Origin of the sequence: Ancylobacter mangrovi, assembly GCF_024752355.1 — a bacterium.
In the GTDB taxonomy this organism is placed as follows: Bacteria; Pseudomonadota; Alphaproteobacteria; order Rhizobiales; family Xanthobacteraceae; genus Ancylobacter; species Ancylobacter mangrovi.
Genome location: NZ_JANTHZ010000010.1, coordinates 137885 through 161142, shown reverse-complemented (window position 1 = coordinate 161142; position 23258 = coordinate 137885). Strand labels below are relative to the sequence as shown.

At 69.9% G+C, this 23258-nt stretch carries 22 protein-coding genes; 10 read left to right on the top strand and 12 right to left on the bottom strand.

Annotated elements, in window-relative coordinates:
• Positions 1-179 precede the first annotated feature (179 nt).
• Positions 180-1112 (top strand): LysR family transcriptional regulator, encoded by a 933-nt coding sequence (locus NVS89_RS19405; protein WP_258734409.1) that lies wholly within the window; start codon positions 180-182, stop codon positions 1110-1112.
• Positions 1113-1148: 36 nt separating this feature from the next.
• Here the strand turns inward: NVS89_RS19405 and NVS89_RS19400 are convergent, their stop codons facing one another.
• The 5 genes from NVS89_RS19400 to NVS89_RS19380 are packed head-to-tail and all read right to left on the bottom strand — an operon-like array spanning position 1149 to position 6520.
• Positions 1149-1739: an SRPBCC family protein gene (locus NVS89_RS19400; protein WP_258734408.1), complete on the bottom strand. Its 591-nt coding sequence runs from the start codon at positions 1737-1739 to the stop codon at positions 1149-1151.
• 39 nt (positions 1740-1778) lie between these two features.
• Positions 1779-2765 carry an ABC transporter substrate-binding protein gene (locus tag NVS89_RS19395; RefSeq protein ID WP_258734407.1) on the bottom strand — a complete coding sequence of 329 codons (987 nt, stop codon included), beginning with the start codon at positions 2763-2765 and terminating at the stop codon, positions 1779-1781.
• Positions 2749-5160 carry a xanthine dehydrogenase family protein molybdopterin-binding subunit gene (locus tag NVS89_RS19390; RefSeq protein ID WP_258734406.1) on the bottom strand — a complete coding sequence of 804 codons (2412 nt, stop codon included), beginning with the start codon at positions 5158-5160 and terminating at the stop codon, positions 2749-2751. The genes NVS89_RS19395 and NVS89_RS19390 overlap by 17 nt, the downstream gene beginning before the upstream one ends.
• Positions 5157-5642, bottom strand: a complete 486-nt coding sequence (locus tag NVS89_RS19385; protein WP_258734405.1) for a (2Fe-2S)-binding protein — start codon at positions 5640-5642, stop codon at positions 5157-5159. The genes NVS89_RS19390 and NVS89_RS19385 overlap by 4 nt, the downstream gene beginning before the upstream one ends.
• Positions 5642-6520, bottom strand: a complete 879-nt coding sequence (locus NVS89_RS19380; RefSeq protein WP_258734404.1) for an FAD binding domain-containing protein — start codon at positions 6518-6520, stop codon at positions 5642-5644. Before NVS89_RS19380 ends, NVS89_RS19385 begins: the two co-directional genes overlap by 1 nt.
• Positions 6521-7035: 515 nt before the next feature.
• Here NVS89_RS19380 and NVS89_RS19375 point away from each other — a divergent pair.
• From NVS89_RS19375 to NVS89_RS19335, 9 genes are all read left to right on the top strand, one after another.
• Positions 7036-8031, top strand: coding sequence for a zinc-binding dehydrogenase (locus NVS89_RS19375; protein WP_258734403.1), 996 nt, complete (start codon positions 7036-7038; stop codon positions 8029-8031).
• Positions 8028-9572, top strand: coding sequence for a class I adenylate-forming enzyme family protein (locus tag NVS89_RS19370; RefSeq protein WP_258734402.1), 1545 nt, complete (start codon positions 8028-8030; stop codon positions 9570-9572). The genes NVS89_RS19375 and NVS89_RS19370 overlap by 4 nt, the downstream gene beginning before the upstream one ends.
• Positions 9569-10009 carry a PaaI family thioesterase gene (locus tag NVS89_RS19365; protein WP_258734401.1) on the top strand — a complete coding sequence of 147 codons (441 nt, stop codon included), beginning with the start codon at positions 9569-9571 and terminating at the stop codon, positions 10007-10009. The genes NVS89_RS19370 and NVS89_RS19365 overlap by 4 nt, the downstream gene beginning before the upstream one ends.
• A gap of 275 nt (positions 10010-10284) precedes the next feature.
• The gene (locus NVS89_RS19360) at positions 10285-10809 is read left to right on the top strand and encodes a thiamine pyrophosphate-binding protein (RefSeq protein ID WP_258734400.1); all 525 of its coding nucleotides are present in this window, start codon (positions 10285-10287) and stop codon (positions 10807-10809) included.
• Between the two features lie 14 nt (positions 10810-10823).
• Entirely contained in the window at positions 10824-11435 is a 612-nt protein-coding gene (locus NVS89_RS19355) for a thiamine pyrophosphate-dependent enzyme (RefSeq protein ID WP_258734399.1), read from the top strand.
• Between the two features lie 19 nt (positions 11436-11454).
• Positions 11455-12867, top strand: a complete 1413-nt coding sequence (locus NVS89_RS19350; RefSeq protein ID WP_258734398.1) for an aldehyde dehydrogenase family protein — start codon at positions 11455-11457, stop codon at positions 12865-12867.
• Between the two features lie 36 nt (positions 12868-12903).
• The gene (locus tag NVS89_RS19345) at positions 12904-15036 is read left to right on the top strand and encodes a hydantoinase/oxoprolinase family protein (protein ID WP_258734397.1); all 2133 of its coding nucleotides are present in this window, start codon (positions 12904-12906) and stop codon (positions 15034-15036) included.
• 1 nt (position 15037) lies between these two features.
• Positions 15038-16657, top strand: coding sequence for a hydantoinase B/oxoprolinase family protein (locus NVS89_RS19340; RefSeq protein ID WP_258734396.1), 1620 nt, complete (start codon positions 15038-15040; stop codon positions 16655-16657).
• Positions 16658-16675: 18 nt separating this feature from the next.
• Complete coding sequence (locus NVS89_RS19335; RefSeq protein ID WP_258734395.1) at positions 16676-17026, top strand: RidA family protein; 351 nt, start codon at positions 16676-16678, stop codon at positions 17024-17026.
• Positions 17027-17054: 28 nt separating this feature from the next.
• Here NVS89_RS19335 and NVS89_RS19330 read toward each other — a convergent pair whose 3' ends face one another.
• From NVS89_RS19330 to mdcA, 7 genes are read right to left on the bottom strand one after another with little or no spacing between them, the layout of a single operon-like run.
• A complete protein-coding gene (locus NVS89_RS19330; RefSeq protein ID WP_258734394.1) occupies positions 17055-17984 on the bottom strand; it encodes an acyltransferase domain-containing protein in 930 nt (309 codons plus the stop codon).
• Positions 17975-18871, bottom strand: a complete 897-nt coding sequence (gene mdcB / locus NVS89_RS19325) for a triphosphoribosyl-dephospho-CoA synthase MdcB (RefSeq protein ID WP_258734393.1) — start codon at positions 18869-18871, stop codon at positions 17975-17977. Before mdcB ends, NVS89_RS19330 begins: the two co-directional genes overlap by 10 nt.
• Positions 18868-19596, bottom strand: a complete 729-nt coding sequence (gene mdcG, locus NVS89_RS19320; RefSeq protein WP_258734392.1) for a malonate decarboxylase holo-[acyl-carrier-protein] synthase — start codon at positions 19594-19596, stop codon at positions 18868-18870. The genes mdcB and mdcG overlap by 4 nt, the downstream gene beginning before the upstream one ends.
• Positions 19597-19600: 4 nt before the next feature.
• Entirely contained in the window at positions 19601-20338 is a 738-nt protein-coding gene (locus NVS89_RS19315; protein WP_258734391.1) for a biotin-independent malonate decarboxylase subunit gamma, read from the bottom strand.
• On the bottom strand, positions 20335-21231 hold the full coding sequence (locus tag NVS89_RS19310; protein ID WP_258734390.1) for a biotin-independent malonate decarboxylase subunit beta: 897 nt from the start codon (positions 21229-21231) through the stop codon (positions 20335-20337). Before NVS89_RS19310 ends, NVS89_RS19315 begins: the two co-directional genes overlap by 4 nt.
• A complete protein-coding gene (gene mdcC / locus NVS89_RS19305) occupies positions 21228-21548 on the bottom strand; it encodes a malonate decarboxylase acyl carrier protein (protein WP_258734389.1) in 321 nt (106 codons plus the stop codon). Before mdcC ends, NVS89_RS19310 begins: the two co-directional genes overlap by 4 nt.
• 11 nt (positions 21549-21559) lie before the next feature.
• On the bottom strand, positions 21560-23218 hold the full coding sequence (gene mdcA, locus NVS89_RS19300) for a malonate decarboxylase subunit alpha (protein ID WP_258734388.1): 1659 nt from the start codon (positions 23216-23218) through the stop codon (positions 21560-21562).
• Positions 23219-23258: the final 40 nt, after the last annotated feature.

Sequence of the window (23258 nt, the reverse complement as noted above, 5' to 3'; positions counted from 1 at the left end):
GCTCCCGCCCGGCCGTGTCCCGCGCGGGCGCGGCCGGGCGGGGAGGCCGAACGGCCGGTCCGGTCCCGCCGGCGGGCATTGCCCGGTGTGCGCGGTTTGACGCTCTTGGTGCGCGTGCGCCGTGCTACGTTGCGCCCTCCGATCAGAGGCGAGAATCAGGACAGGAACCGCTTCGGGACATGGGCGCAGCCATCAAGCTTCGGCATTTGCGGTGCTTCGTCGCCGTCGCCGAAACCGGATCCTTCACTCTGGCGGCGAGCCGTCTCTTCCAGACGCAGTCATCGCTCACGGCGACGATCAAGCAGCTCGAGGAAGAGGCCGGCCTCAAGCTGTTCGACCGCACAACCCGCCGGGTCGAACTCACCAAGGACGCGGTCTGGTTCAAGACCGTCGCCGAGCGGGTGTTGCGCGACTTCGACAATGCGCTCTCCGACCTGCAGGCGATCTCGAAGAGCCAGCGCGGTCACATCAAGATCGCCGTCGCGCCGTCGATCATGGCCCATGTACTGGCGCCCACGCTGAGCGCGTTCCGCCGGCTCTACCCGGACGTCACCATCTCCGTCTACGACCAGGGCTCGGACAAGATCGAGCGTTCGGTGCTCGACGGCGGGGTGGATTTCGGCCTCTCCAGCCCGCTGAACAACTTCCCGGACCTCGACTACGTGCCGGTGCTGGCCGACCCGTTCGGCGTCGTGTTCCCGAAGGACCATCCGCTGGCCAAGCGGCGCGGGCGGCTGACATGGAGCGACCTCAAGCCGTTCGACTATGTCGGCCTCACCGACGATACCGGCATCGGCGCCATCCTCGCCCGCCAGCCCGAGCTCGGGCTGCTCGACCGGGCCGAGAACCACGACCATGCCTCGAGCACGACCTCGCTCTACGCGCTGCTTCACCTCGGGGGCAAGATTTCGGTCCTGCCGCTGCTGGCCGCGCGCACGAGCCCGCTGACCGAGTTCGAGTTCCGCGAGCTGCACGAGCCGCTGCTCACCCGCGAGATCTGCCTCATCACCCGCCATCTGCGCTCGCACTCGCCGAGCACGCAGAGGATCCTCGAGATCCTGATGGCGACCATCAAGTCGTCCGAGCAGATCCACGGCGCCAAGGTGCTGTGAGAGGCGCGCGCCCGACCGGCGCGCCCGGCCGGAGGGTCAGGCGCGCGACCAGAGGCGGCGCAGGCTCTGCCAGAGAACGGTGAGGATCAGCGAGAAGCCGCTGATGGGCTTGGCCGCCGGCGGGGCCGCCGCTGGTGCTGCCGGGGTGCCGTCCGGCGCCGTTCCGCCGGCACCCGGGGCCGCGATCAGCGCCCTCAGATTGTCGGCGAACTGGTTGCAGAGCTGCGTCGCCACGCCCTGTATCACGCCGGTGCCGCGGCCATATTGCGCGACCGGGCCGGACAGCGCCACCTCGGTGGTGATGTCGGCCCGGGTGCCGGCGCCGCTCGGGCTGAGCTCGAAGGTGACGAGCCCGCTGGCGCCGCCGCGGCCCTTCTGGTCCGCCCCTTGGCCCTTGAGCCGGGCCCGCCGCGCGGCGGCGTCGCGCTCGATGAAATGGGCGACGCCCTTGAAGGAGAGAGCGACCGGGCCGAGCCGCACCGCCACCTGTCCCTCATAGCCGCCGTCCCCGGTCTGGCCGGTGAGCGCCGCGCCGGGCATGCAGGGCGCGATGCGCGGAATGTCCATCAGCACGTTCCACGCCTCGTCGGGCGGCAGCGGGATCTCGAAGCTGTTCCTGATTTCCATGGCGGGTCTTCCCTTTCCTCCTGTCGGTCTGGCTGTGCGTCAGGTGCGGAACTTGCCGCGCTTGCGCCCCTGCGAGACCGGGAGGAAGAGCTCGTCGAGCGGGATCCGCCGGCCGATCAGACCCTGTTCGTAGGAATAGCCGACCAGCGTCTCGAAGTTGTGCCGGTTGGCGTCGCTGAGGCCGTATTCCCACGGGTCCGGCCCGAGCAGGCGTTCCTGCTCGTCCCAGGCTTCCTGGTACCAGGCGAGCGGCACCAGGCGCGGGTTGCGCATGCGCTTCATGGCGATGTTCTTGGCCTCGTCGAAGGCCTGGTAGAGGTTCGGCACCACCCAGGGATATTTCTCCACCAGCTCCTGCTTCAGCCCCAGCACATGCATGATGGGGAAGATGCCGGTGCGCTCGAAATAGACCTGCTCCTCGGCCTTGTAGTCCGGGAACAGGCGGCCGACGCGCGGGTCGCGCTGGACGATCGGGTCGATGATGTCGGGGTGCAGCACGGCGTCGAGCTCGCCCTCGGCCAGCATGGCCTCGACCGACTTGTCGTCCGGCAGGCGGGTCAGCTTCACGCCGGGCGGCGGGGTGAAGCTGATGTCCTCGTCGAGCTCGGCGAACCACTCGATCGACTGGTGCGGCACGCCGTATTCGTGCTCGAGGATGCCGCGCAGCCACAGCGTCGCGGTCACCAGGTAGAACTTCACGCCCACCTTCTTGCCGATCAGGTCGGTCGGCTTGGTGATGCCCTTGGAAGTGTTGGTGAAGATGAAGCCGTGGCGGAAGCGGCGATGGGGAAACACCGGCAGCGCGCGGAACGGCATGTCGCGGTCGCGGGCGGCGATGTAGGACGAGGCCGAGCATTCGGCGACGTCGTATTCGCCGTTGCGCAGGAACCGCCAGTGCCGCGTCGCCGAATCCGCCCCGGTCAGGATGTTGAGCTCGATGCCATCGGGCCGGACGACGCCTTCCTTGAGCGGGCGGATGATCTCGTAGTCGCCGCAGGCGAGCGTGAGCTCAAGTTTCTTGGTCATCTGGAAGATCCTTGCGTCGGGGCGGCTGCCCGGCTTGCGACTGGCGCGCTGCTTCGATCAGCCTGAACAGGGACTGGGGAGGAACGGGCGTCTGGGAGATGCGGATGCCGAACGGCGCGAGCGCGTTCTCCACCGCCGAGATCACGGCCGCGGCCGCGGGGATGGTACCGGTCTCGCCGACGCCCTTGGCGCCGATCGGGTTCTTGGGCGAGGGGGTCTCGCGGAAGATGGTCTCGAGCCGCGGCAGCTCGGTGGCGGTCACCAGCAGATATTCCTGGAAGGTGGTGGTCACCGGCTGGCAGGAATCGTCGTAGCCCATGAACTCGTAGAGCGCGTTGCCGATGCCGTGCACGATGCCGCCCTGGACCTGGCCCTCGACGATCATCGGATTGATCATCCGCCCGGAATCGTTGAGCGCGACGTAGCGGGTGATTTCGACGCTGCCGAGCGTCGGCTCGACCTCGACCTCGACCACATGGCAGGCATTGGCGTAGGCGAGCGAGTCGGTGCGCCATTGCGCGCTCGCCTCGAGGCCGGGGTCGACGCCGGCGGGGAAGGCGTAGCCGGGCGCGCCACGCAGCATGCGGGCGATCTCGCCGAGGCCGAGGCTGCGATTGCCGTCCCGGACATGGACGTGCCCCTCGCGCAGCTCGAGCTGGTCCTCGTCCACCTCGAGGATCGAGCTCGCCGCCCGGATCGCCTTCTCGGCGACCGCACGGGCCGCCAGATGAACAGAGGAGCCCGCCGTGACGAGCTGGCGGCTGGCGAAGCCGCCGAGGCCGAGCGGCGTCTTCGAGGTGTCGCCCGAGATCACGGTCACGTCCTCGGGCGGGACCGCGAGCTGGTCGGCGCAGATCTGCGCCAGCGCGGTGGCGAGGCCCTGGCCCATGGCGGCGGCGCCGGTGAAGATGCTGACCTTGCCGTTCTGGCCGACGCGCACCACGCCGCTCTCGAACGGGCCGCGGCCGGTGCCCTTGACCGCGTTGGCCATGCCGATGCCGATATAGCGTCCTTCCGCCAGCGCCCGCTTCTGGCGCTCGGGGAAGTCGTCCCAGCCGGCGGCGGCGAGCGCCTCGCGCTGCGAGGCCGGATAGTCGCCGCTGTCATACACCATCGCGGCGCCGGACCGGGCCTTGAGCTTCTTGGTGTAGGGCATTTGCTCGGGCGGGATCAGGTTGCGCCGGCGGACCTCGGCACGGTCCAGCCCCATGCCGGCGGCGATCAGGTCCATGGTCCGCTCCATGGCGAACACGGCCTGCGGGTAGCCGGCCCCGCGCACCGAGGAGACCGGCACCTTGTTGGTGTGCACCACGTGCACGTCCATGCTGTAGGCCGGCAGGATGTAGGGCCCGCTCATGGCGGTGGCGCCGTTATAGGGCAGGTTCACGGGCTTGGGCGCATAGGCGCCCTGGTCGTGGACGAGGCTGCCGCGAATGCCCAGCAGCCGGGCCTCGGCATCGACCGCGACCTCGACCGACCAGTACTGGTCGCGCTCCTGGATCGAGGAGATGAAGGTCTCGCGCCGGTCCTCGACCCATTTGAGGCTGCGCCGCAGCAGCCGCGCCGCCGCCGGCAGGGCGACCTCTTCCGGGTACAGGCAGTATTTCGGCCCGAAGCCGCCGCCGACATCCGGCGTCACGACGCGCAGCGCGTCCTGATCCAGGCCGAGCATGGTCTGCAGCATGTAGTAGAGGTCGTGCGGCATCTGCGTCGACGACCATACGCAGAGCTCGTCGCCGGGGCGGATCTCGGCGAGCACGCCGCGCCCTTCCATCGAATGGCCGCAGCCGCGATGCTGGGAGAGCACGTCGGAAAAGACGTGGGCGGCGCCGGCGAAGGCCGCCTCCACGTCGCCGAAGCCGACCTTGAAGCTGTTGAGGACGTTGCTCTTCAGCTCGGTGCGCACGAGGGGGGAGTCGGGCGCCATGGCCGCGCGCGCGTCGCTCGCCACCGGGAGCGGGGTGAAATCGACCTGCACCTGCGCGGCCGCGTCCTCGGCGAGATAGCGCGAGTGCGCGACCACCAGCACGATCGGCTCGCCGACATAGGCGACCTCGCGGTCGGCCAGCACGAAGGGCGTGCTGCTGTTCTCGCCCTTGATCGGACTGGCGCCGAGCGGCATCCGGCCCGAGGTCAGCTTCGGCATCAGGTCGGCGAGGGTGAGCACGGCGTGCACGCCGTCCATGGCGCGCGCCGCTTCCACATCGATGCGCTCGATGCGGGCATGGGCGACCGGGCTGCGCACGAAGGCACAGTGAAGCAGCTCGGGCAGCTCGATATCGTCGAGATAGCGGCCCGCCCCGGTCAGCAGGGGCAGGTCCTCGAGCCGGGGCACCGGGCGCCCGACCGAGGGACGTGTCACGACGCGGGGTTGAGATGCGGGCGTACCGGTCATGGCTCGCTCCCTTCCGTGCCGGCGGCCCCGGCGACGGCGAGCGTGGCGTCGACGATGCTCTGATAGCCGGTGCAGCGGCAGATGTTGCCGGAAATGGCGTCGCGGACCTCGTCCTCGCTCGGGTGCGGGGTCTCGCGCAGCAGCTCGACGAGGGTCATCAGCATGCCCGGGGTACAGAAGCCGCACTGCAGGCCGTGGGCATCGCGGAAGGCCTGCTGCAGCGGGTGCAACGTGCCGTCGTGCTCGGCGAGCCCTTCCACCGTCTCGACGATGGCGCCGTCGGCCTGGACCGCGAGCATGAGGCAGGAACGCGCGCTCACCCCGTCGACCAGCACGGTGCAGGCGCCGCACACGCCGTGCTCGCAGCCCAGATGGGTGCCGGTCAGCCGCAGCGTGTGGCGCAGGAAGTCCGCCAGCGTGGTGCGGGCTTCGGCCGCGCCGCGGAAGGGGCGGCCATTGATCAGGAGTTCGATCTCGTACATCAGGCCTGCTGGGTCCGCTCGGAAGCGCGCGCGAGCGCGGCAGTGAGGCTTCTGCGCAGCATCGTGCGCGCGACGCTGAGGCGGTAGTCGGGGCCTCCGTGGAAATCGCCGAGGATGTCGAGTCCGGCGCAGCTTTCCAGCGCCGCGGCGATCGCATCCGGTCCGCCGTCGCTGCCGGTGAGCGCGGTCTCGCCCGCGCCGTGGCGCTGGGGCACCGAGCCGATGCCGCCGATGGCGATGGCGCAGCGCGTGACGACGCCCTGCCGGTCGCGCTCCACCATCACCGCCGCCGAGGCGACCGCGAAGTCGCCATGCCGGCGGGCGAATTCGTGGAAGGCGTGGCCGTGGGCGACGCTCCACGGGGCGAACTCGATCGCGGTGACGATCTCGTCTGGGCCGATGCCCGGCATCATGTAGCCGGTGATGAACTCGCCGACCGGGATGCGCCGGACGCCGGCGGGGCCGGCGGTCTCGATCCCGGCGTCGAGCAGCAGCGCCAGCGTGGGCAGCTCGGAGGCGGGGTCCAGGTGGCACAGGCTGCCGCCGATGGTGCCGCGGTTGCGGGTCTGGCGATGGCCGACCAGCTTCAGCGCGTCGCGAAAGATCGGCATCGCCTCGTACAGCTCGGCGTCGAGCTCGATCCGCCGCTGGCGCGTCATGGCGCCGATGCGGATGCGCTCCGGCGCGATCTCGATGCCGCTCAGCTCGAAGAGGTCGTTGATGTCGACCAGCGCGTCGGGGAAGACGTAGCGCAGGTTGAGCATCGCCATCAGCGACTGGCCGCCGGCGAGCACCTTGGCGTTCTCGGTCCGGCCAAGGATGGCGATCGCCTCGTCGAGCGTGCCGGGACGGAAATAGGCGAAGGGAGGCGGCTTCATCGGCGTGTTTCGACTGCTTGGTCCGACGCCGCGCCGGCAGCATCGCGCGGCTCGGCGTCATGCGGGCGAACCCAATGACGAGGTGCGGGCCGGCACGCGGTGCCGACCGGGCGCTTAATGCGACCTACCCATTATCCATCTTACCCAAGTTCCCCGGCTTTATCTTGATTAGGCGAATTATCACGAATGCTCTTCATTACGACAAATTACTAATTCTGCTTGATTGATTGATTACGAAAATAAATAGCAGGAGGGGCGGTCAGGTGCCTATAGATGCGCCAGCGCCTGCGCATCCCGTGCGCAGCTCTGCCCTCCGCCGGGCAGTTCCGGGCCGCCCCTTTGCCCCGCTTGCGGAGGGAATAGGTCAATGCATTCAATGAATTGGCCATCGATGGCGTTCAGCCGGATATATTTTCTGAGGCGAACAATCGAAAAGATTTAATAATTTGTGGCGTGGCTCCCGACCGCTTATCGATTTCGAAAGAACGATCAGCGAGGACGGAATCCGCTCCGCCATGAATGCATCCATGAATGTCGTCGCCCTGCACGCCCATGGCGGCGTCGAGCAGCTCAGGTTCGAACAGTGGGACCGGCCGGTCCCGGGCGAGGGCCAGGCGCTCGTCGAGATCAGGGCTTGCGGCCTCAACTACATGGACGTGTTCGTCATGCACGGCATGCCGGACATGCCGACGAAGATGCCGCGCATTCCCGGCGGCGACATCGCCGGCATCGTGCGCGAGGCCGGACCGGGCGTGGACGCGGCGTGGGTCGGCAAGCGGGTGGTGCTGTTCCCGCGCTTCCCGACCGGCGGCGTGCTGGGCGAGAACGGCAATGGCGGGCTGTGCGAGTTCATCGCCGTCGACCAGCGCCAGCTCATCGAGATCCCCGACAATGTCGGCTTCGAGGAGGCGGCCGCACTGCCGATCGCTTACGGCACCTCCCACCGCATGCTGTTCACGCGCGGCCGGATCACGGCCGGGGAGAAGGTGCTGATCCTCGGCGCCAGCGGCGGCGTCGGCGTCTCCTGCCTGCAGTTCGCCAAGATGGCCGGCTGCGAGGTCTTCGCCTGCACCTCCTCCGAGGAGAAGGGCCGCAAGCTGAAGGAGCTCGGCGCCGACCACATCATCAACTATGTCGAGACGCCGGAATTCTCCCGCGCCGTATGGGCGGCGAGCGGCAAGAAGGGGGTCGACGTCGCGGTCAACTTCACCGGCGGCGACACCTGGATCCAGACCCAGCGCTGCATGGCGGTTGGCGGGCGCATCCTGACCTGCGGCTCGACCGCCGGCCATCTCAGCTCCATCGACGTCCGCTTCCTGTGGCACCGCGAGACCGAGATCATCGGTAGCCGCGCCTATGTGCCGGACGACATCGTGGCCTGCCTCGAGCATGTCGCGTCCGGCCGGCTGAAGCCGGTGATGGAGACGCGGCTGCCGCTCGAGCGCGCGGCGGAGGGCGTCGCCCTGCTCGAGGAGCGGCGCATTTTCGGCAAGGTGATCGTGACCCCATGACAGGTGCCATCCCCAATCTCGGCTGCCTCGGCAGCGCGTTCCGCGACAAGGGCCATCTGGCGATCATCGACCTGCACGACCCGCAGAACCCGCGCGAGATCGACTACCCGACCTTCCACGCGGCCTGTGACGCGGTGGCGCGCGGGCTGGTGCGCCGCGGCTTCCGGCCCGGCGACCGGGTCGGCGTGCTGTGCTCCAACCGCACCGAATTCCTCGAGGCGTTCTACGGCTCGATGCGTGCCGGGGTGATACCGGTGATGATGGGCATCCTGCTGCCGGCCGACACGCTGGCCTGGATCCTCGAGGATTCGGCGATCAAGCTGGTGTTCTGCGAGGCCGGCCTCCGGGAGAAGCTTCCGGCGGGCACGCCCGTCGTGGTGGTCGATTCCGACGGCGCGGACGGGCTCGACGCGTTCAAGGACCCCGGACCGCTCGAGCCTTTCGTGCCCGACCACGACGCGGTGGCGTTCCAACCCTACACGTCCGGCTCGACCGGGCGGCCGAAGGGCGTGCTGCTGTCGCACCGGGCCCATAGCTGGGTGGCCGAGACGATCTCGCGCGACCGCGACTTCTCGCCGGCCGACCGGATGATCGTCGCCGCGCCGCTCTACCACAAGCACGCCATGAACTCGATCAAGTGCGTGCTGTTCGGCGGCGCCACGGTCGTGCTGATGCGCAAGTTCGAGGCGCGCCCCTATATCGAGGCGATCAACCGCTACCACACCACGGTGGTCTCGGGCGTGCCGACCATCCTGGCCATGATGCTGCAGCAGCGCGACCTGCTGGCCGGGCGCGACTACGGCTTCGTGCGGCTCGCCACCATGGGCGGCGCGCCGGCCTCGGACGAGCTGATCGACCAGGTCGCCGAGCTGTTCCCGAACGCCAAGATCAACCTCATCTTCGGCATCACCGAGACCAGCGCCGCGCTGTTCGGCCGCCATCCCGAGGGCGCGCCGCGCCCGCGCCATTCGATCGGCTGGCCGATCGCGGGCAACGAGTTCCGGCTGGTGGGCGAGGAGAGCGAGGATTTCGGCACGCTGCACGTGCGCGGGCCCGGCATGATGAACGGGTATCACAACAACCCGGAGCAGATGGCCAAGCGCTTCGATGCCGAGGGCTGGTTCAACACCGGCGACATCCTGCGGCGCGACGAGGCCGGCTGGTACCATTTCGTCGGGCGCTCCGACGACATGTTCACCTCCAGCGGCCACAACATCTACCCGGCCGAGGTGGAGCTGATGCTGGAGCGCCATCCCGACATCGAGCAGGCCGTGGTGGTGCCGGCGCCGGACGAGATCAAGCACACCGTGCCTTATGCCTTCCTCGTGAAGCGGTCCGGCTCGTCGCTGACCGACGAGGAGGTCAAGCAGCACGCGCTGCGCAACGCGCCACCCTACCAGTATCCGCGCCGGGTGACGTTCCTCGACGCGCTGCCGATGACCGGCGTCGGCAAGATCGACCGCCGCTTCCTGGAGGCGGAGGCGCGGCGGATGCGTGAGGAAGCGGGCGCCGGGGCGCGGAAGGAAGGGGCAGGGGCATGAGCGTTCGCACACTCGGCAAGACGGCGGCGGACGTGCAGGCGATCGTCGACCGCAGCCCCTATCTGTCCTGGCTCGGCATCGAGGTGCTCTCGCTCGGCGACGACACGATCGAGGCGAAGGCGCGCTGGCGCCCGGAATGGGTCGCCAATCCGGGCATCGGCCAGACCCAGGGTGGCATCCACGCCGCGCTGATCGACTTCGCCGCCAATTTCGCCCTGATGAACTCGATCGGCCGTCCCGTGCTCACCATCGACCTGCGCGTCGACTACCACCGCATCGCCATCAAGGGCGACCTTGTCGCCCGGGGCCGGGTGATCCGGCTCGGCAAGCAGGTGTCGAGCTGCGAGGCGTCGATCTTCGACGAGGCCGGCCGCCTGCTCGCCAGTGGCCGCGGCAGCTTCCTCACCGCGCCGCCCGAGGAGGCAAAGCCGGGCTGAGGCGGTCTGCGGGGCGGCGCGAGCTTTGTGGCAGGCAGAATGAGGTAATTTTATACCTATATCCGCTTCCATCCAATCGCCCCGAACCCGGCATTCGCCGCAGCAACCATTTATCGTATTAAACTAATAATGGACAAAAATTCACAATTTGTGCCGACAAATGGCGCCCGCTAACGTCGTTCCCGCAGCACGGGGTCCCGTCCCCGCGATGCGGGCAGTTACGTCGTCGTCGGCCGACACTGCGGTCTCTTGCGAAATCTGGAGCTGGAATAGGCATGTCTGGCGAAACGACGAATGAAACCTGGGAAGAGATTGTCGTCCGCGTCCTGAAGGCGAACGAGGTCAGTCTCGTCACCTACGTTCCCGACAATGTGCTCTCGCGCCTGATCCGGCTCATCGAGGCCGACCCGTTCTTCACCGTGGTCGCGCCGGCGCGCGAGGAGGAGGCGGTCGCCATCGTCACCGGCGCCTACATGGCCGGCAAGCGCGGCATCGCGCTGATGCAGACGAGCGGCTTCGCCACCATCGTCAATGCGCTGGCCTCGCTCGCCTGCCCGTTCCAGATCCCACTGCTGCTGATGATCTCGGAGCGCGGGACGCTGGGCGAGTTCCAGCAGGGGCAGGCGATCGTCTGCCGCACCATGCGCCCGGTCCTGCAGAGCCTCGGCATCGAGCACTTCGCCATTCAGGAGCGGGCCCATGTCGAGTTCGTGGTCGACGGCATGGTCCGGCAGGCCTTCGCGACCCAGGCCCCGGCGGCCCTCATCCTGTCGCCCTTGCTGACCAAGCGCGCCGCGTGAAGGGGAACTGATCCATGTCGAACATCGAGCCCAACGTCACCCGCGACGGCGCCGTCCTGCTGAACCGCACCGCGCTCACGCGCCGGCTGGTCGCCAAGCTGAAGTCCGAGGAAGCGGTCGTCGCCGGCATCGGCCACACCAATTTCGACCTGTGGGCGAGCGGCCAGCGGCCGCAGAACTTCTACATGCTCGGCAGCATGGGTCTCGCCACGCCGATCGCGCTGGGCGTCGCCATCGCCCAGCCGCAGCGCAAGGTGTTCGCGCTCGACGGCGACGGCTCGATCCTGATGCAGCTCGGCAGCTTCGGCACCGTGGCGTCGGTGGCGCCGAAGAACCTCGCCATCATCATCTGGGACAATGGCGCCTACCACATCACCGGCGCGCAGAAGACCCTGACCTCCTCCACCGTCGACCTCGTCGAGATGGCGAAGGGGGCCGGGCTGAAGCAGGCGCAGTGGGCCGCCGACGAGGAGCATTTCGATGCGCTGGTCGGGCGCGCGTTCACGGAAGACGGGCCGTGGCTGATCGTGGCCAAGATCGACCAGACCAAGCCCGCCGGCGTCACCGAGCGCGACCCGGTGAAGATCCGCCTCAACTTCATGAACGGCCTCAAGGCCAGCGCGTGACGGACCGGCGGGTGTAGCGATGTCCAAGCTTCTCATCGGCGGCCGCTGGGTCGACGGCGTCTCGACTGACCGGCTGGTCGACAAGTTCCGCGGCGAGGTGTTCGCCGAGATGGCGGTCGCCTCGCCCGAGCAGGTCGACGAGGCTGTGGCGGGCGCGCTGGCGGCCGTCGAGGCCTCGACGCTGGCGCCCTATGAACGCTACCGCATCCTCTCCGCCGCGGCGCGGCTGGTGGAGGAGCGCAGCGAGAGGCTGATCGCGCTGATGCGCGACGAGGCCGGCTTCACCCGCGCCGACGGCGACAACGAGGTCCGCCGCTGCGTCCAGACGCTGGAGCTCTCGGCCGAAGAGGCCAAGCGACTGCATGGCGAGCTGGTACCGATGGAAGCGGGCGCGGGCGTGCGCGACCGGCTGGGCTTCACCATCCGCGTGCCGCGGGGAGTGATCTGCGCCATCACCCCGTTCAACTCGCCGCTCAACGTGCTGGCGCACAAGGTGGCCCCCGCGCTCGCCGGCGGCAACGCCGTGGTGATCAAGCCCTCCAACCACACCCCGCTCTCGGCGGTCGAGCTGTGCCGCGCGCTGATCGACGCCGGGCTGCCGCCCGAGCTGCTGGCGCTGCTGCACGGGCCGGGTTCGGCGATCGGCCGGCGGCTGCTCGAGGACCCGCGCATCGCCTTCTATGCCTTCACCGGCAGCACGCGGGTGGGCCGGGAGATCCAGGCTGCCGCCGGCCTGCGCGGCACGCAGCTCGAGCTCGGCAGCATCGCGAGCACCATCGTGTGCCACGACGCCGACATCGAGCGGGCGATCCCGAAGATCGTCAATGCCGGCTTCCGCAAGGCCGGGCAGGTCTGCACCTCGGTGCAGCGCCTGTTCGTCGACCGTCGCATCGCGGGGCGCTTCGTGCCGAGGCTGGTCGAGGCGGTGCACGCCGCCAAGGCCGGTGATCCGGCCGATCCCTCGGTCGTCATCGGGCCGATGATCACCCCCGAACATGCCGAGCGGGCCGCCTCCTGGGTGCGCGAGGCGGTGGCGGGCGGCGCGCGCATCCTTACCGGCGGCACGCATGAAGGCTCGGTGTTCGAGCCGACCGTGCTCGACCGGGTGGACGAGAGCATGCGCGTCGTGTGCGAGGAGATCTTCGCGCCGGTGGTGAGCGTCATCGAGTTCGACGATGTCGGCGAGGCGGTGGCGCGGGCGAACGCCAGCCCGTTCGGCCTCTCGGCCGGGCTGTTCACCTCCGACATCAGCACCGCGCTCAGGACCGCCCGCCTTCTGCGCTTCGGCGGCGTGCACATCAACGAGGCGTCGAGCGCCCGGGTCGACGCGATGCCGTTCGGCGGGGTGAAGGACAGCGGCTTCGGCCGCGAAGGGCCCGCCTACGCCATCCGCGAGATGACCGAGGAACGGCTCATCACCATTGCCTACTGAGCACCGATTTCTCTCCGTTCAGAAACGACGATCGAGATGAACAAGCCTGTCGCTTTCGACAATACGTTGCGCATAGCCGTCGATATCGGCGGAACCTTCACCGACGGCGTCGCCACCCTCTCGCCGCAGGGCCGCATCTGGGTGGCGAAGTCGCCCACCACGCCGGCCGATCCGGGCGAGGCGGTGACGACGGTGATCCGCGACCTGCTGCGCCAGGTCGAGCAGTCCTATGGCAGCGCTGAGGCGGCGCCCGCGCTGGCGGAGGTGGTGCACGGCACGACGCTGATCACCAACACGCTGATCGAGCGCAAGGGCGCGAAGACCGGGCTCGTCACCACCAGCGGCATGCGCGACGCGCTCGATATCGGGCGCGAGTGGCGCTACGACATCTACGATCTCGACATCGAGCTGCCCAAGCCGCTGATCGAGGCGCGTGATCGCGTCGAGGTGGCCGAACGGCTCGACTCGCGCGGCGAAGTGCTCGACCCGCTCGACGAGGACAAGCTCGCCCGCATGGTCGAAGCGCTGCGCGGGCTCGAGGTGGAATCCGTCGCGGTCTCGCTGCTGCATTCCTACGTCAACACCGAGCACGAGAAGGCGATCGAGGCCCGGCTGAAGGCGGCGCTGCCGGAGCTGTCGGTGTCGCTGTCCTCCGATCTCGCGCGCGAGATCAAGGAATTCGAGCGCACCTCGACGGTGGCGGCGAACGCCTACGTGAAGCCGCTGGTCGCGACCTACCTGCAGGAGCTTGACGCGCGCATCGCCGCGATCCGTCCGGGCATCCCGCTGCGGGTGATGGTGTCGAGCGGGGGCTTCAGCTCGGCGGAATCGGGCGCGCAGTCGCCGATCCTGCTGCTGGAATCGGGCCCGGCGGCGGGGGTGATGTCGGCGCTCAACACCGCGCGGCAGAGCGGCATCGACAAGGTGCTCGCCTTCGACATGGGCGGCACCACCGCCAAGGCCTGCGTCGCCGTGGGCGGCGACGCGCCGATCGCGCACAGCTTCGAATGCGCGCGGGTGGAGCGTTTCAAGCGCGGGTCGGGGCTGCCGATCCTGATCCCGAGCATCGAGCTGATCGAGATCGGCGCCGGGGGCGGCTCGATCGCCCATTGCAACCGGCTGGGCCTGCTCAATATCGGGCCGGAATCCTCGGGTTCGGTGCCGGGGCCGGCCTGCTACGGGCGCGGCGGCACCGACCCGACGGTGACTGATGCCGACCTGCTGCTCGGCTACCTCAGCCCGGACAACTTCCTCGGCGGCGAGATGGCGCTCGACGTCGCCAATGCGACCGCCGCCATGGCGCGGCTCGCGGGCGAACTGAAGGTCAGCCCGCTGGAGGCGACCTGGGGCATCTGCAACGTCGTCAACGAGAACATGGCGAGCGCCGCGCGCATCCACATCGCCGAGAACGGCCTCGATCCGCGCGACTTCACCATGGTCGCGACCGGCGGCGCCGGGCCGGTGCATGCCGTGGAAGTCGCCCGCAAGCTGCGCATCCCGCGGGTGCTGATCCCGATCGCCGCCGGCGCCGGCTCGTGCCTCGGCATGCTGGCCGCGCCGGCGCGCATCGACCGCGCCTGGTCGAACCCGCAGCTCCTCGCCGATGTCGACTGGGCGCAGGTCGAGGAGAACCTCGCCGCGCTGCGCCGGCAGAGCGAGGTCGAACTCGCCGAGGCGGGCGCGCAGGATGTCGAATGGGTGATCGGCGCGGCCATGCGCTATTACGGGCAGGGCGCCGAGCTTTCGGTGTCGATCCCCTATGAGGGCGTCTCGCCGGCCACGGCGGGCGTGCTGCTCGCCGCCTTCGAGGCCGAGTACGAGCGGCTCTACGGCCGGCTCGTCCCCAACGCGGCGCCGCAGGTCATCACCTGGCGCCTGGTCGGGCGTGCGCCGAGCGAGGGCCACCATTTCGAATGGGGCGACAACCGCGTGCGCGGCGGGGACGGCGCCTCGCAGGGCGCGACCGGCCGCCGCGAGATCTACCTGCCGCTCAAGGGCGGCTTCGGCCCGGTCCCGGTACATGACCGCTATTCGATCGAGCCGGGCCGCACGTTGCAGGGGCCGCTGATCCTTGAGGAGCGCGAGTCGACCATCGTCGTCGCCGTGGAGGCCGACGTCACCATCCGGCCGGACCTCACCGTCGCCGTGACGATCAAGGAGTTCGACTGACATGGACAACCTCGCCGCAGAACGTCCCGCCGACGCGGCCTCCGTCACGGATGCGCGGAGCAACGGCGGCTTCGACGCGATCGAGCTCGAGATCCTCTGGAAGCGCCTCATCAGCGTGGTCGACGAGGCCTCGGCGGCCTTCGTGCGCACCTGCTTCTCGACCCTGGTGCGCGACGGCAACGACTTTGCCATCGTGCTCACCGACGCGCAGGGGCGCTCGCTGGCGCAGTCGACCATGTCGCTGCCGGGCTTCATCGGCTGCCTGCCGGCGACGGTGCGGCACTTCCTCGACAAGTTCCCGCCCGAGACGATCAAGCCGGGCGACGTGTTCATCACCAACGATCCGTGGAAGGGCTCGGGCCACGTCCACGACGTGACGACGGCGACGCCGATCTTCCACCGCGGCGAGCTCGTCGCCTTCGCGGCGGTGGTCTCGCACCTGCCGGACATCGGCGGCAAGCTGCGCTCCAATTCGAGCCGCGAGATTTACGAGGAAGGCCTGCAGATCCCGCTCATGCGGCTCCTCGACGGCGGCAGGCCGAACGAGGTGCTGATCGAGCTCATCACCCAGAATATCCGCGTGCCGGAGCAGGGCATGGGCGATGTCTGGGCGCAGGTCGCCGGCTGCCGGACCATGGGCGAGCGCCTGCAGGGCCTGCTCGACACGGTCGATCTCGACGCGCTCGGCGCCGAGGTGCGCGCGCGCTCGGAAAAGGCGATGCGCGACGCCATCCGCGCCATCCCGGACGGGGTCTATCGCTCGACCGTCCAGCATGACGGCTTCGACAACAAGCCGATCGTCATCCAGTGCGAGCTGACGGTGAAGGGCGACGAGATCTCGATCGACTATGCCGGCACCAGTCCGCAGCTTCCCCACGCGCTGAACGTGGTGCCGATCTACACCTTCGCCTACACGGTCTACGGCCTGAAGGCGCTGCTCTGCCCCGACATTCCCAACAACGAAGGCAGCTTCCTGCCGATCTCCACCACGGCGCCGCTCGGCTCGCTGCTGAACCCGACCTATCCGGCCGCGTCCGGCGGGCGCAGCGCGATCGGCCACCTGCTGCCGGCCGCCGTGTTCAAGGCGCTGGCGGACGTGCTGCCGGACAAGGTGTGGGCGGCGGGTTCGCCGAACTCCTCGCTGACCATGTCGGGCGAGTATCGCGGCAAGCGCTTCGCGGTGGTGAACTTCCTCAATGCCGGACAGGGCGCGACGGCGCGGCGCGACGGCTTCTCGGCGCTGAGCTTCCCCGCCAATCTCGGCAATACGCCCGTAGAGATGATGGAGAACCTGGCGCCGATCCGGGTGCTGCGGCGCGAGATCCGGCGCGGCAGCGGCGGCGCCGGCCAGCATCGCGGGGGCGGGGGCATCAGCTTCGAGTTCGAGATCCTGCCCGACGCCTCGGACGTGATGACCTCGTTCCTGATGACCCAGCTCAAATCCCCCACGGCGGGCTTTGCGGGTGGCGGTTCGGGCAAGCCCGGGCGCCTCGTCATCAACGGGACGCAGGTCGATCCCACCGAGCCGCGCGTGCTCAAGGCCGGCGACCGCATCCTGATGGAGACCGCGGGTGGCGGCGGCTACGGCACGCCGGCCGGCGGACCCGCTACGCAGAATTGAACCGAAAGGCAGTCCGGCATGAACGACATGACCCGCATCGACCAGAACCAGCGCCGCAGCCGTGCGATCGTGCACAACGGCATCGTCTACACCGCCGGGCAGGTGCCGGACGACATGAGCCTCGACATCGCCGGGCAGGCGCGGCAGGTGCTCGACAAGATCGACGACCTGCTGAAGGAGGCCGGCTCCGAGCGCGGCCGGATCCTCACAGCGCAGGTCTGGCTGCGCACCATGGAGGACTTCGCGGCCTTCAACGCGGTCTGGGACGCATGGGTGGTGCCCGGCCGGACGCCGACGCGCTGCTGCGGCAAGGTCGAGATGAACAATCCGGCCTGCCGGGTGGAGATCCTCGTCACCGCCGCCGTCTGAGGCGCGGGAGGGCTCCCGGCCGGCGTGCTCAGCCCCGCGACGCGCGCTCGATCCATTTCAGGAGGCCGGCGGGCGAACGGAAATCCTCGAACGGGCGCACGGCGACCTGCGGCAGGACCTCCGCGCACAGGCGCGTCAGGCTGTGGCCGGGGCCGATCTCGACCGCGCAGCCCACGCCCCGCTCGCCGGCGAGCTCCAGGCAGCGGCGGAAGTCGAGCCGGGTGTGAAGCTGCTCGGAGAGCGCGGCCACGGCCTCGTCCTTCACCCGTATGGTGCGCCCGTCGATCCCTGAGAGCATCAGCAGGCGCGCCGTGCGAAGCGGCGCGGCCTCCAGCGCCGCGCGGAACTCCGGTCCGGCCGAGGCGATGAAGCGCGTATGCGAGGCGACCCGCACCGGCAGCCTCTTCACCGTGTGCGCGCCGCGCGCGGCGAGTTCCGCCTCGATCTTATCGAGTACGCCGGCAGCGCCGCCGAGCACCACGTGATCGCGACCGTTGACGATGGCGATGGCGAGGCCGGCCTCGTCGGCGAAGGTGGCGATGCGCGCCAGCGGGATGCCGATCACCGCCATCATGCCCTGTTCGAGGCCGCTGTCGCGCCGTGCCGCATCCATGCAGCGCACCCGCGCCTCGACCAGATCGAAGCTCGCCACCGGGTCGAGGCAGCCCGCGCAGGCCGCGGCCGCGATCTCGCCGACGCTGTAGCCGATGCAGATGTCGCCGATCTCCGCCCCGAGCACGGCGCGCACCGCGAGGCAGTGGGCGGTGAGGAGGATCTGCGCCGTGCGGTTATCGGCATAATCCAGCCTGTCGTCCGCGCCGCCGAGGCGCCGGAGGTCGACGCCGAGGCGCTCGGAGGCGAGGTCAAGGACCGGGCGCGCCGGCCCCTCGTCCCGCAGGCGCTCGAACATCGCCGGGTGTTGGTTGCCCTGGCCCGGGCACAGCAGCATCACGGCCATGCGAATGTCCGCGGCGGCACGCGCCCGGTCACCGCCGCGAGGAACAGGACGGCCGCCACGAGATCGGCCGCGCCGCCCGGGCTGAGGCGTCGGGCGACGAACGCCTCGTGCAGCGCCCGCGCCCGACCATAGCCGTCCGCCGCCAGCATGCCGCCGCGCGCGAGGAAGTCCCGCGCCGCGCCTTGCGCAAAGGCGAGGCCGTCCGGCCCGGCGCGGTGCAGCAGGTTGTTGTCCTCGAGCACGGCGATGGTGGCGTAGAAGGCCTGCAGCCCCGCCCGCTCGACATCGCCGCCGCGATCGAAGACGGCATCGAAGGCGGGCAGGGCATGGTTGCGCAGCACCGGGAATCCCGCTGCGGCCTGCTCGCGGGCGCCTGCCGCGCCATAGCGGGCGCGGACCTGCGCGCCGTGGCTCGCATCGACGCTCGGGCGCGCGGCGAGAATGTCGGGCCCCCACAAGGCGACCGCGCGGCACAGGTCGCGGCTGCGCGCCACGGCGCTGTCGGTGGCCGGCGTGCCCTGCCGCCCGGTGGCGGCGGCGAGCAGGCCAAGCGAGAACACCGCGCCGCGATGGGTGTTGATGCCGCCGGTCGCGGCGAACATCCGCGCTTCGGCCGCCATGCCGAGGCTCTTCATCTCGGCGAAGGGCGCGCCGCGCGCGCCGGCCTCGGCCATGCGGCCGAAATAGCCCTTCAGCGCGGCGGCGCTGCGCCGGAAAGTGCCGGCGTCCATGTCGTCATGGCTGCCGGTGTCGACGAAGCTCACCAGCCCGGCCTTGGGAAAGAGCCGGACCTCCATCTCCAGCGCCCAGACGGCGCAGCGGTCAATCCCGGCTGCTGCCTCCTCGAGCGGGCTCGGCAGGGCGGACGCAGGAAGAGCGCCCGTCATGCCGGGACGCCCGGCTGCAATTCGCGCAGCGCCGCCGCGCGCGGGACCAGCGACAGGCCGTCGAGCTCGCGCACCAGCACCTCCGGGGCGTTCGAAAGCAGTTCGCGCCAGGCGACCGCGCGGTCCGGTGCCAGCCTGATCTCGCCGTCGAGGCGCGGGCGGTCGGCCCATGCCGCCTCTCCCAGCACGGCGAGCAGGCGATGGAGGTCGAGCCTCGCGCCGGGCTCGATCAGCAGGTCGATGTCGGAGGCGGGATGCAGATAGCCTTCTCCGGTCAGATATTGCCAGCCGAGCGACCCATAGACGCGCACCGTGGCGCCGCACGAGGCGAGGTCGCGGGCGAGATCGCGCAGAAGCGCGCGCCAGCCGGAGAAGGCGGACGGGCCGGCCTCGGCGAGAAGCGGCATGCGGCCGCGCCGGACGATCATGGCCTCGGGAACGCGCAGGCCGATGCGGCGCCGGTCAAACCGGGTCGGCAGCGGCAGGCCGAGGGCGAGCCATCCCGAGCCGGCGGGCGCGGGGCTTTGCTCGTCACGCCGGACCACGAGCGGGCGCCCGGCCCGGATCCACGCCGCCGCCAGCGCACGGTCCTGTGCGCGGCCGGCCTCGAGCACGCCCTCGCAGGCCGGATCGAGCCAGACGAGATCGTGGCGGGCGAAGGACGGCGCTTCCCGGAAGGGGTGGGCCCGCGCCTCGCCGATCCGCGCGCCGTGGTCGGGCCGCATCGGCTCACACTCCGGCACGCACCTGGGCGGCGATGTCGCGGGCGAGGGTGCGTCCTCCCCGCTCGAGCCCAAGCTCGCGGCGCGTGTCGCGCTCGCCCGGCATCTCGGCCAGCGCCTCGCGCAGATGCGCCGACAGGTCGCCCGACCAGATGCCCCGCAGCGCGCCGACGCGGATGAAGTTGGCGACGCCTGGGCCAAGCACCGGCGAGGTGGCGCACAGCTCGGTCAGCCGGTCGAGCGGCACCTTGGTGACGCGTGACATCGCGTTCAGCGCCATGACCCGCACTTCGGCCTCGGGCATGGCGTAGCAGGCGTCGGTCGCCATCCCAAGCGCCATGAAGCCGGCGCTCACGGCGAGCTCGTTGACGAGGCCGATCACGCGGTGGCCGCGCCGGCGGGCGAGGTAGAGGCACGTGCTCAGATGGGCGAGATAGCCATTGTTGCCCATCAGCTCGTCCCAGCGCCCGAGCCGGTGGCCGCTATTGTCGACGACGATCAGGATCGGCCGCCCCGGCGCCTCGCGCATGACGTCCAGCACATTGCGGGCCATGGCGAGGGCGAGGTCGGCGCCGATCTGCGCGCGCTCGGCGGTGGCGAGGATGGCGATGGCCTGCCCGTCGAGCGTGCCGGTGCCGGTCACCAGCGGGCCGGCGCGGGAGATGCTCGCCTGGTCGAACAGCGCATCGATGAGCCGTTCGGTCGAGGAGACCGGCGGAGCGGAAAGGGCGGCATCGGCGTTCATGCTCGGGCTCCTTCGAGGGTGGCGACCAGCCGGTTGAACTCGTCCGCCTCGATCTCGGAGACACGGTCGGGGTCGTTCACGCCGAGCGCCGCCCAGATCTCGCGGGCGTCGCTGACGCCCTCGAAGCGGGCGAGGCGCTCGGCGAGGCGCGCATGTTCGGCTTCCAACTCGTCGAGATCGAGCGGGCGCGACTTGCCGAGCGATTCCGACACCGCGCCGCGGAACGCCTCCATGTCGTCGGCGACCAGCGCGTCGATCTCGCCGATCAGGCGGCGGTGCTTGGCGCCCATGGTGCGCCAGACCAGCGCGCGGTCCTGCGCGTCGAACTCCTCGACGCCCTCGACCGCCTCGATCACTTCCGGGCCGGACACCGACAGGCGCCCTTCCTCGCTGGCGATGATGCGGTCGCAGGAGCGGGCGATGATCGAGGTGCCGCCATAGCATCCATTGCGCCCGCCGATCACCGTCACGACGGGAATGCCGGCGGCGCGGGCGTCGAACACCGCGCGCTGGATCTCGCCGACGGCGATCAGCCCGGCATTGGCCTCGTGCAGGCGCACGCCGCCGCTGTCGAGCAGCAGCACCACCGCGTCGGGGCGCGTGTCGAGCGCGCGCTCGATCAGGCCGGTGATCTTGGCGCCGTGCACCTCGCCGACCGCCCCGCCCATGAACGCGCCTTCCTGCGCGGCGATGAGCACCGGGCGGCCATCGATGGCACCTTCGCCGACGACCACCCCCTCGTCGAAGGCGACCGGCATGCCGAGGGTGGGCAGATGCGGGCTGGTGTGCCGCTGCGCCGGGCCGCAGAACTCGCGGAACGTGCCGGCGTCGAGCAGGGCGCGGATGCGGGCGCGGGCGCCGGCTTCCTGGAAGGAGTGTCGGGCGGGGATCATCGTTCGCCCTCCTCGAGCCCGGCCCAGGCCTGGTCGAGCCGCAGCACCACCACCGCCGGGGTCGCGCCGCCGTCATTGATGGACAGCCGGATGTTGGCGAGGCCGCGCCGGTCGACGAAGTCGGCCAGCACCTGCTGCCAGGTGTCGCCGAAGCCGTGGATCGATGTGTCGACCACCGCGAGGCATCCGCCGCCGAGGTCGACGCGCTCGATCATCACCTCGAGATTGCCGGAGCCGACCACGCCGACCAAGGCCTCGCCGGTTTCGGCGACAGGCGTGCCGGGCCGGCCGGCGAAACGAAATTCCAGACGCTCCATGCCGCGTCCTCCTACCAGTTCCTGAAACGCGCCGGCGGCGCATAGAGACCGTCGGACCAGCGCACCAGGTCCTTGATCGAGCGGGCGGCGAGCAGGTCGCGGCTGGCGAGCCGCTTGTCGACGCCGATGTCCTCCGGGTAGACCACCGCGCCCCGCGCGCGCAGCATCTCCACCATCTGCCGGTCGCGCTTGCGGCCGACCTCGGTGTAGCCGGCCACGGCGCGGATCGCCTGCGCCCGCTCGGCGAGGCTGTCGCAGAGCAGCAGGTTGGCGATGCCTTCCTCGGTGACGATGTGGGTGAGGTCGTCGCCATAGACCATCACCGGGGGCAGGGGCATGTTGAACGTGTCCATCAGGTCCCAGGCGTCGAGCCGCTCGACGAAGGTCGGCGACAGCCCTTCCTTGAAGGTCTCGACCATCTGCACCACCAGCTTGCGCCCGCGCGGCATGCCCTGGCGGTGCGCCTCGCGCCCTGCGGCGAGCCAGGCCGGGCTGCCGTGGCGGCGCCCGCGCGATTCCGAGCCGAAATTGGGCGCGCCGCCGAAGCCGGTGATGCGCGCATGGGTAGCGGTGGAGGAGTTGCCCTCCAGGTCGATCTGCAGCGTCGAGCCGATGAACAGGTCGGCATAGTGGCCGGCGAGCTGGCAGTAGACGCGGTTCGAGCGCATCGTGCCGTCGCGGCCGATGAAGAACACGTCCGAGCGCTCGGAGACGTAGCGCTCCATGCCGAGCTCAGAGCCGGCGCAGTGGATGGCGTCGATGAAGCCGGATTCGATGGCCGGGATCAGGGTCGGGCAGGGATTGACCGACATGTAGCGGCAGATCTTGCCGCGCAGGCCCAGCTCCTCGGCATAGGTCGGCAGGATCAGCTCGATCGCCGCCGTGTCGAAGCCGATGCCGTGATTGAGCCGGGTGACGCCGTATTTCTCGTAGATGCCGCGGATCACCATCATCGCCATCAGCACCTGGATGTCGGTGATGGCGGCGGGGTCGCGGGTGAAGATCGGCTCGATGTAGTGCGGCTTCGGCGCCTCGACGACGTAGTTCACCCAGTCGCCCGGCACGTCGACCCGCGGCACCTTGTCCACGATGCGGTTGACCTGGGCGATCAGCACGCCGGACCGGAACGCCGTCGCCTCGACGATGGCCGGCGTGTCCTCGGTGTTGGGGCCGGTATAGAGATTGCCGTCGCGGTCCGCCGCCTCCGCCGCGATCAGGCTGACGCGCGGGGTGAGGTCGGTGAAGTAGCGGCCGTAGAGCTCCAGATAGGTATGGATCGCGCCGACCTCGACCTTGCCGGCCGCCACGAGCTGGGCGAGCCGCAGCCCCTGCGGGCCGGCGTAGCAGAAGTCGAGGCGCCGGGCGATGCCGCTCTCGAAGATGTCGAGATGGGGCGCCAGCGCGATGTTGGACTGCACGACGTGCAGATCGTGCACCCGTTCGGGCGCCGCCTCGGCCAGCGCCCGGGCGAGGAAGTCCGCGTGCTTCTGGTTGTTGCCCTCGATGCAGATCCGGTCGCCCGGCTCGATCACCGCCTCGAGAAGCGCGGTCGTCCGGTCGGCCGGGACCACCTTGCCGCCGACGAGGGCGTGCCCGCGGGCGATGCGGGCCTCATAGTTGCGCGCGAGGCTGTTCCAGCCCCCGCGGGCGGGATGGGTAGACGCGTCCATCGGGCCCGGACCTCAGCGAGCAAGGTGCCGCAGCGGCATC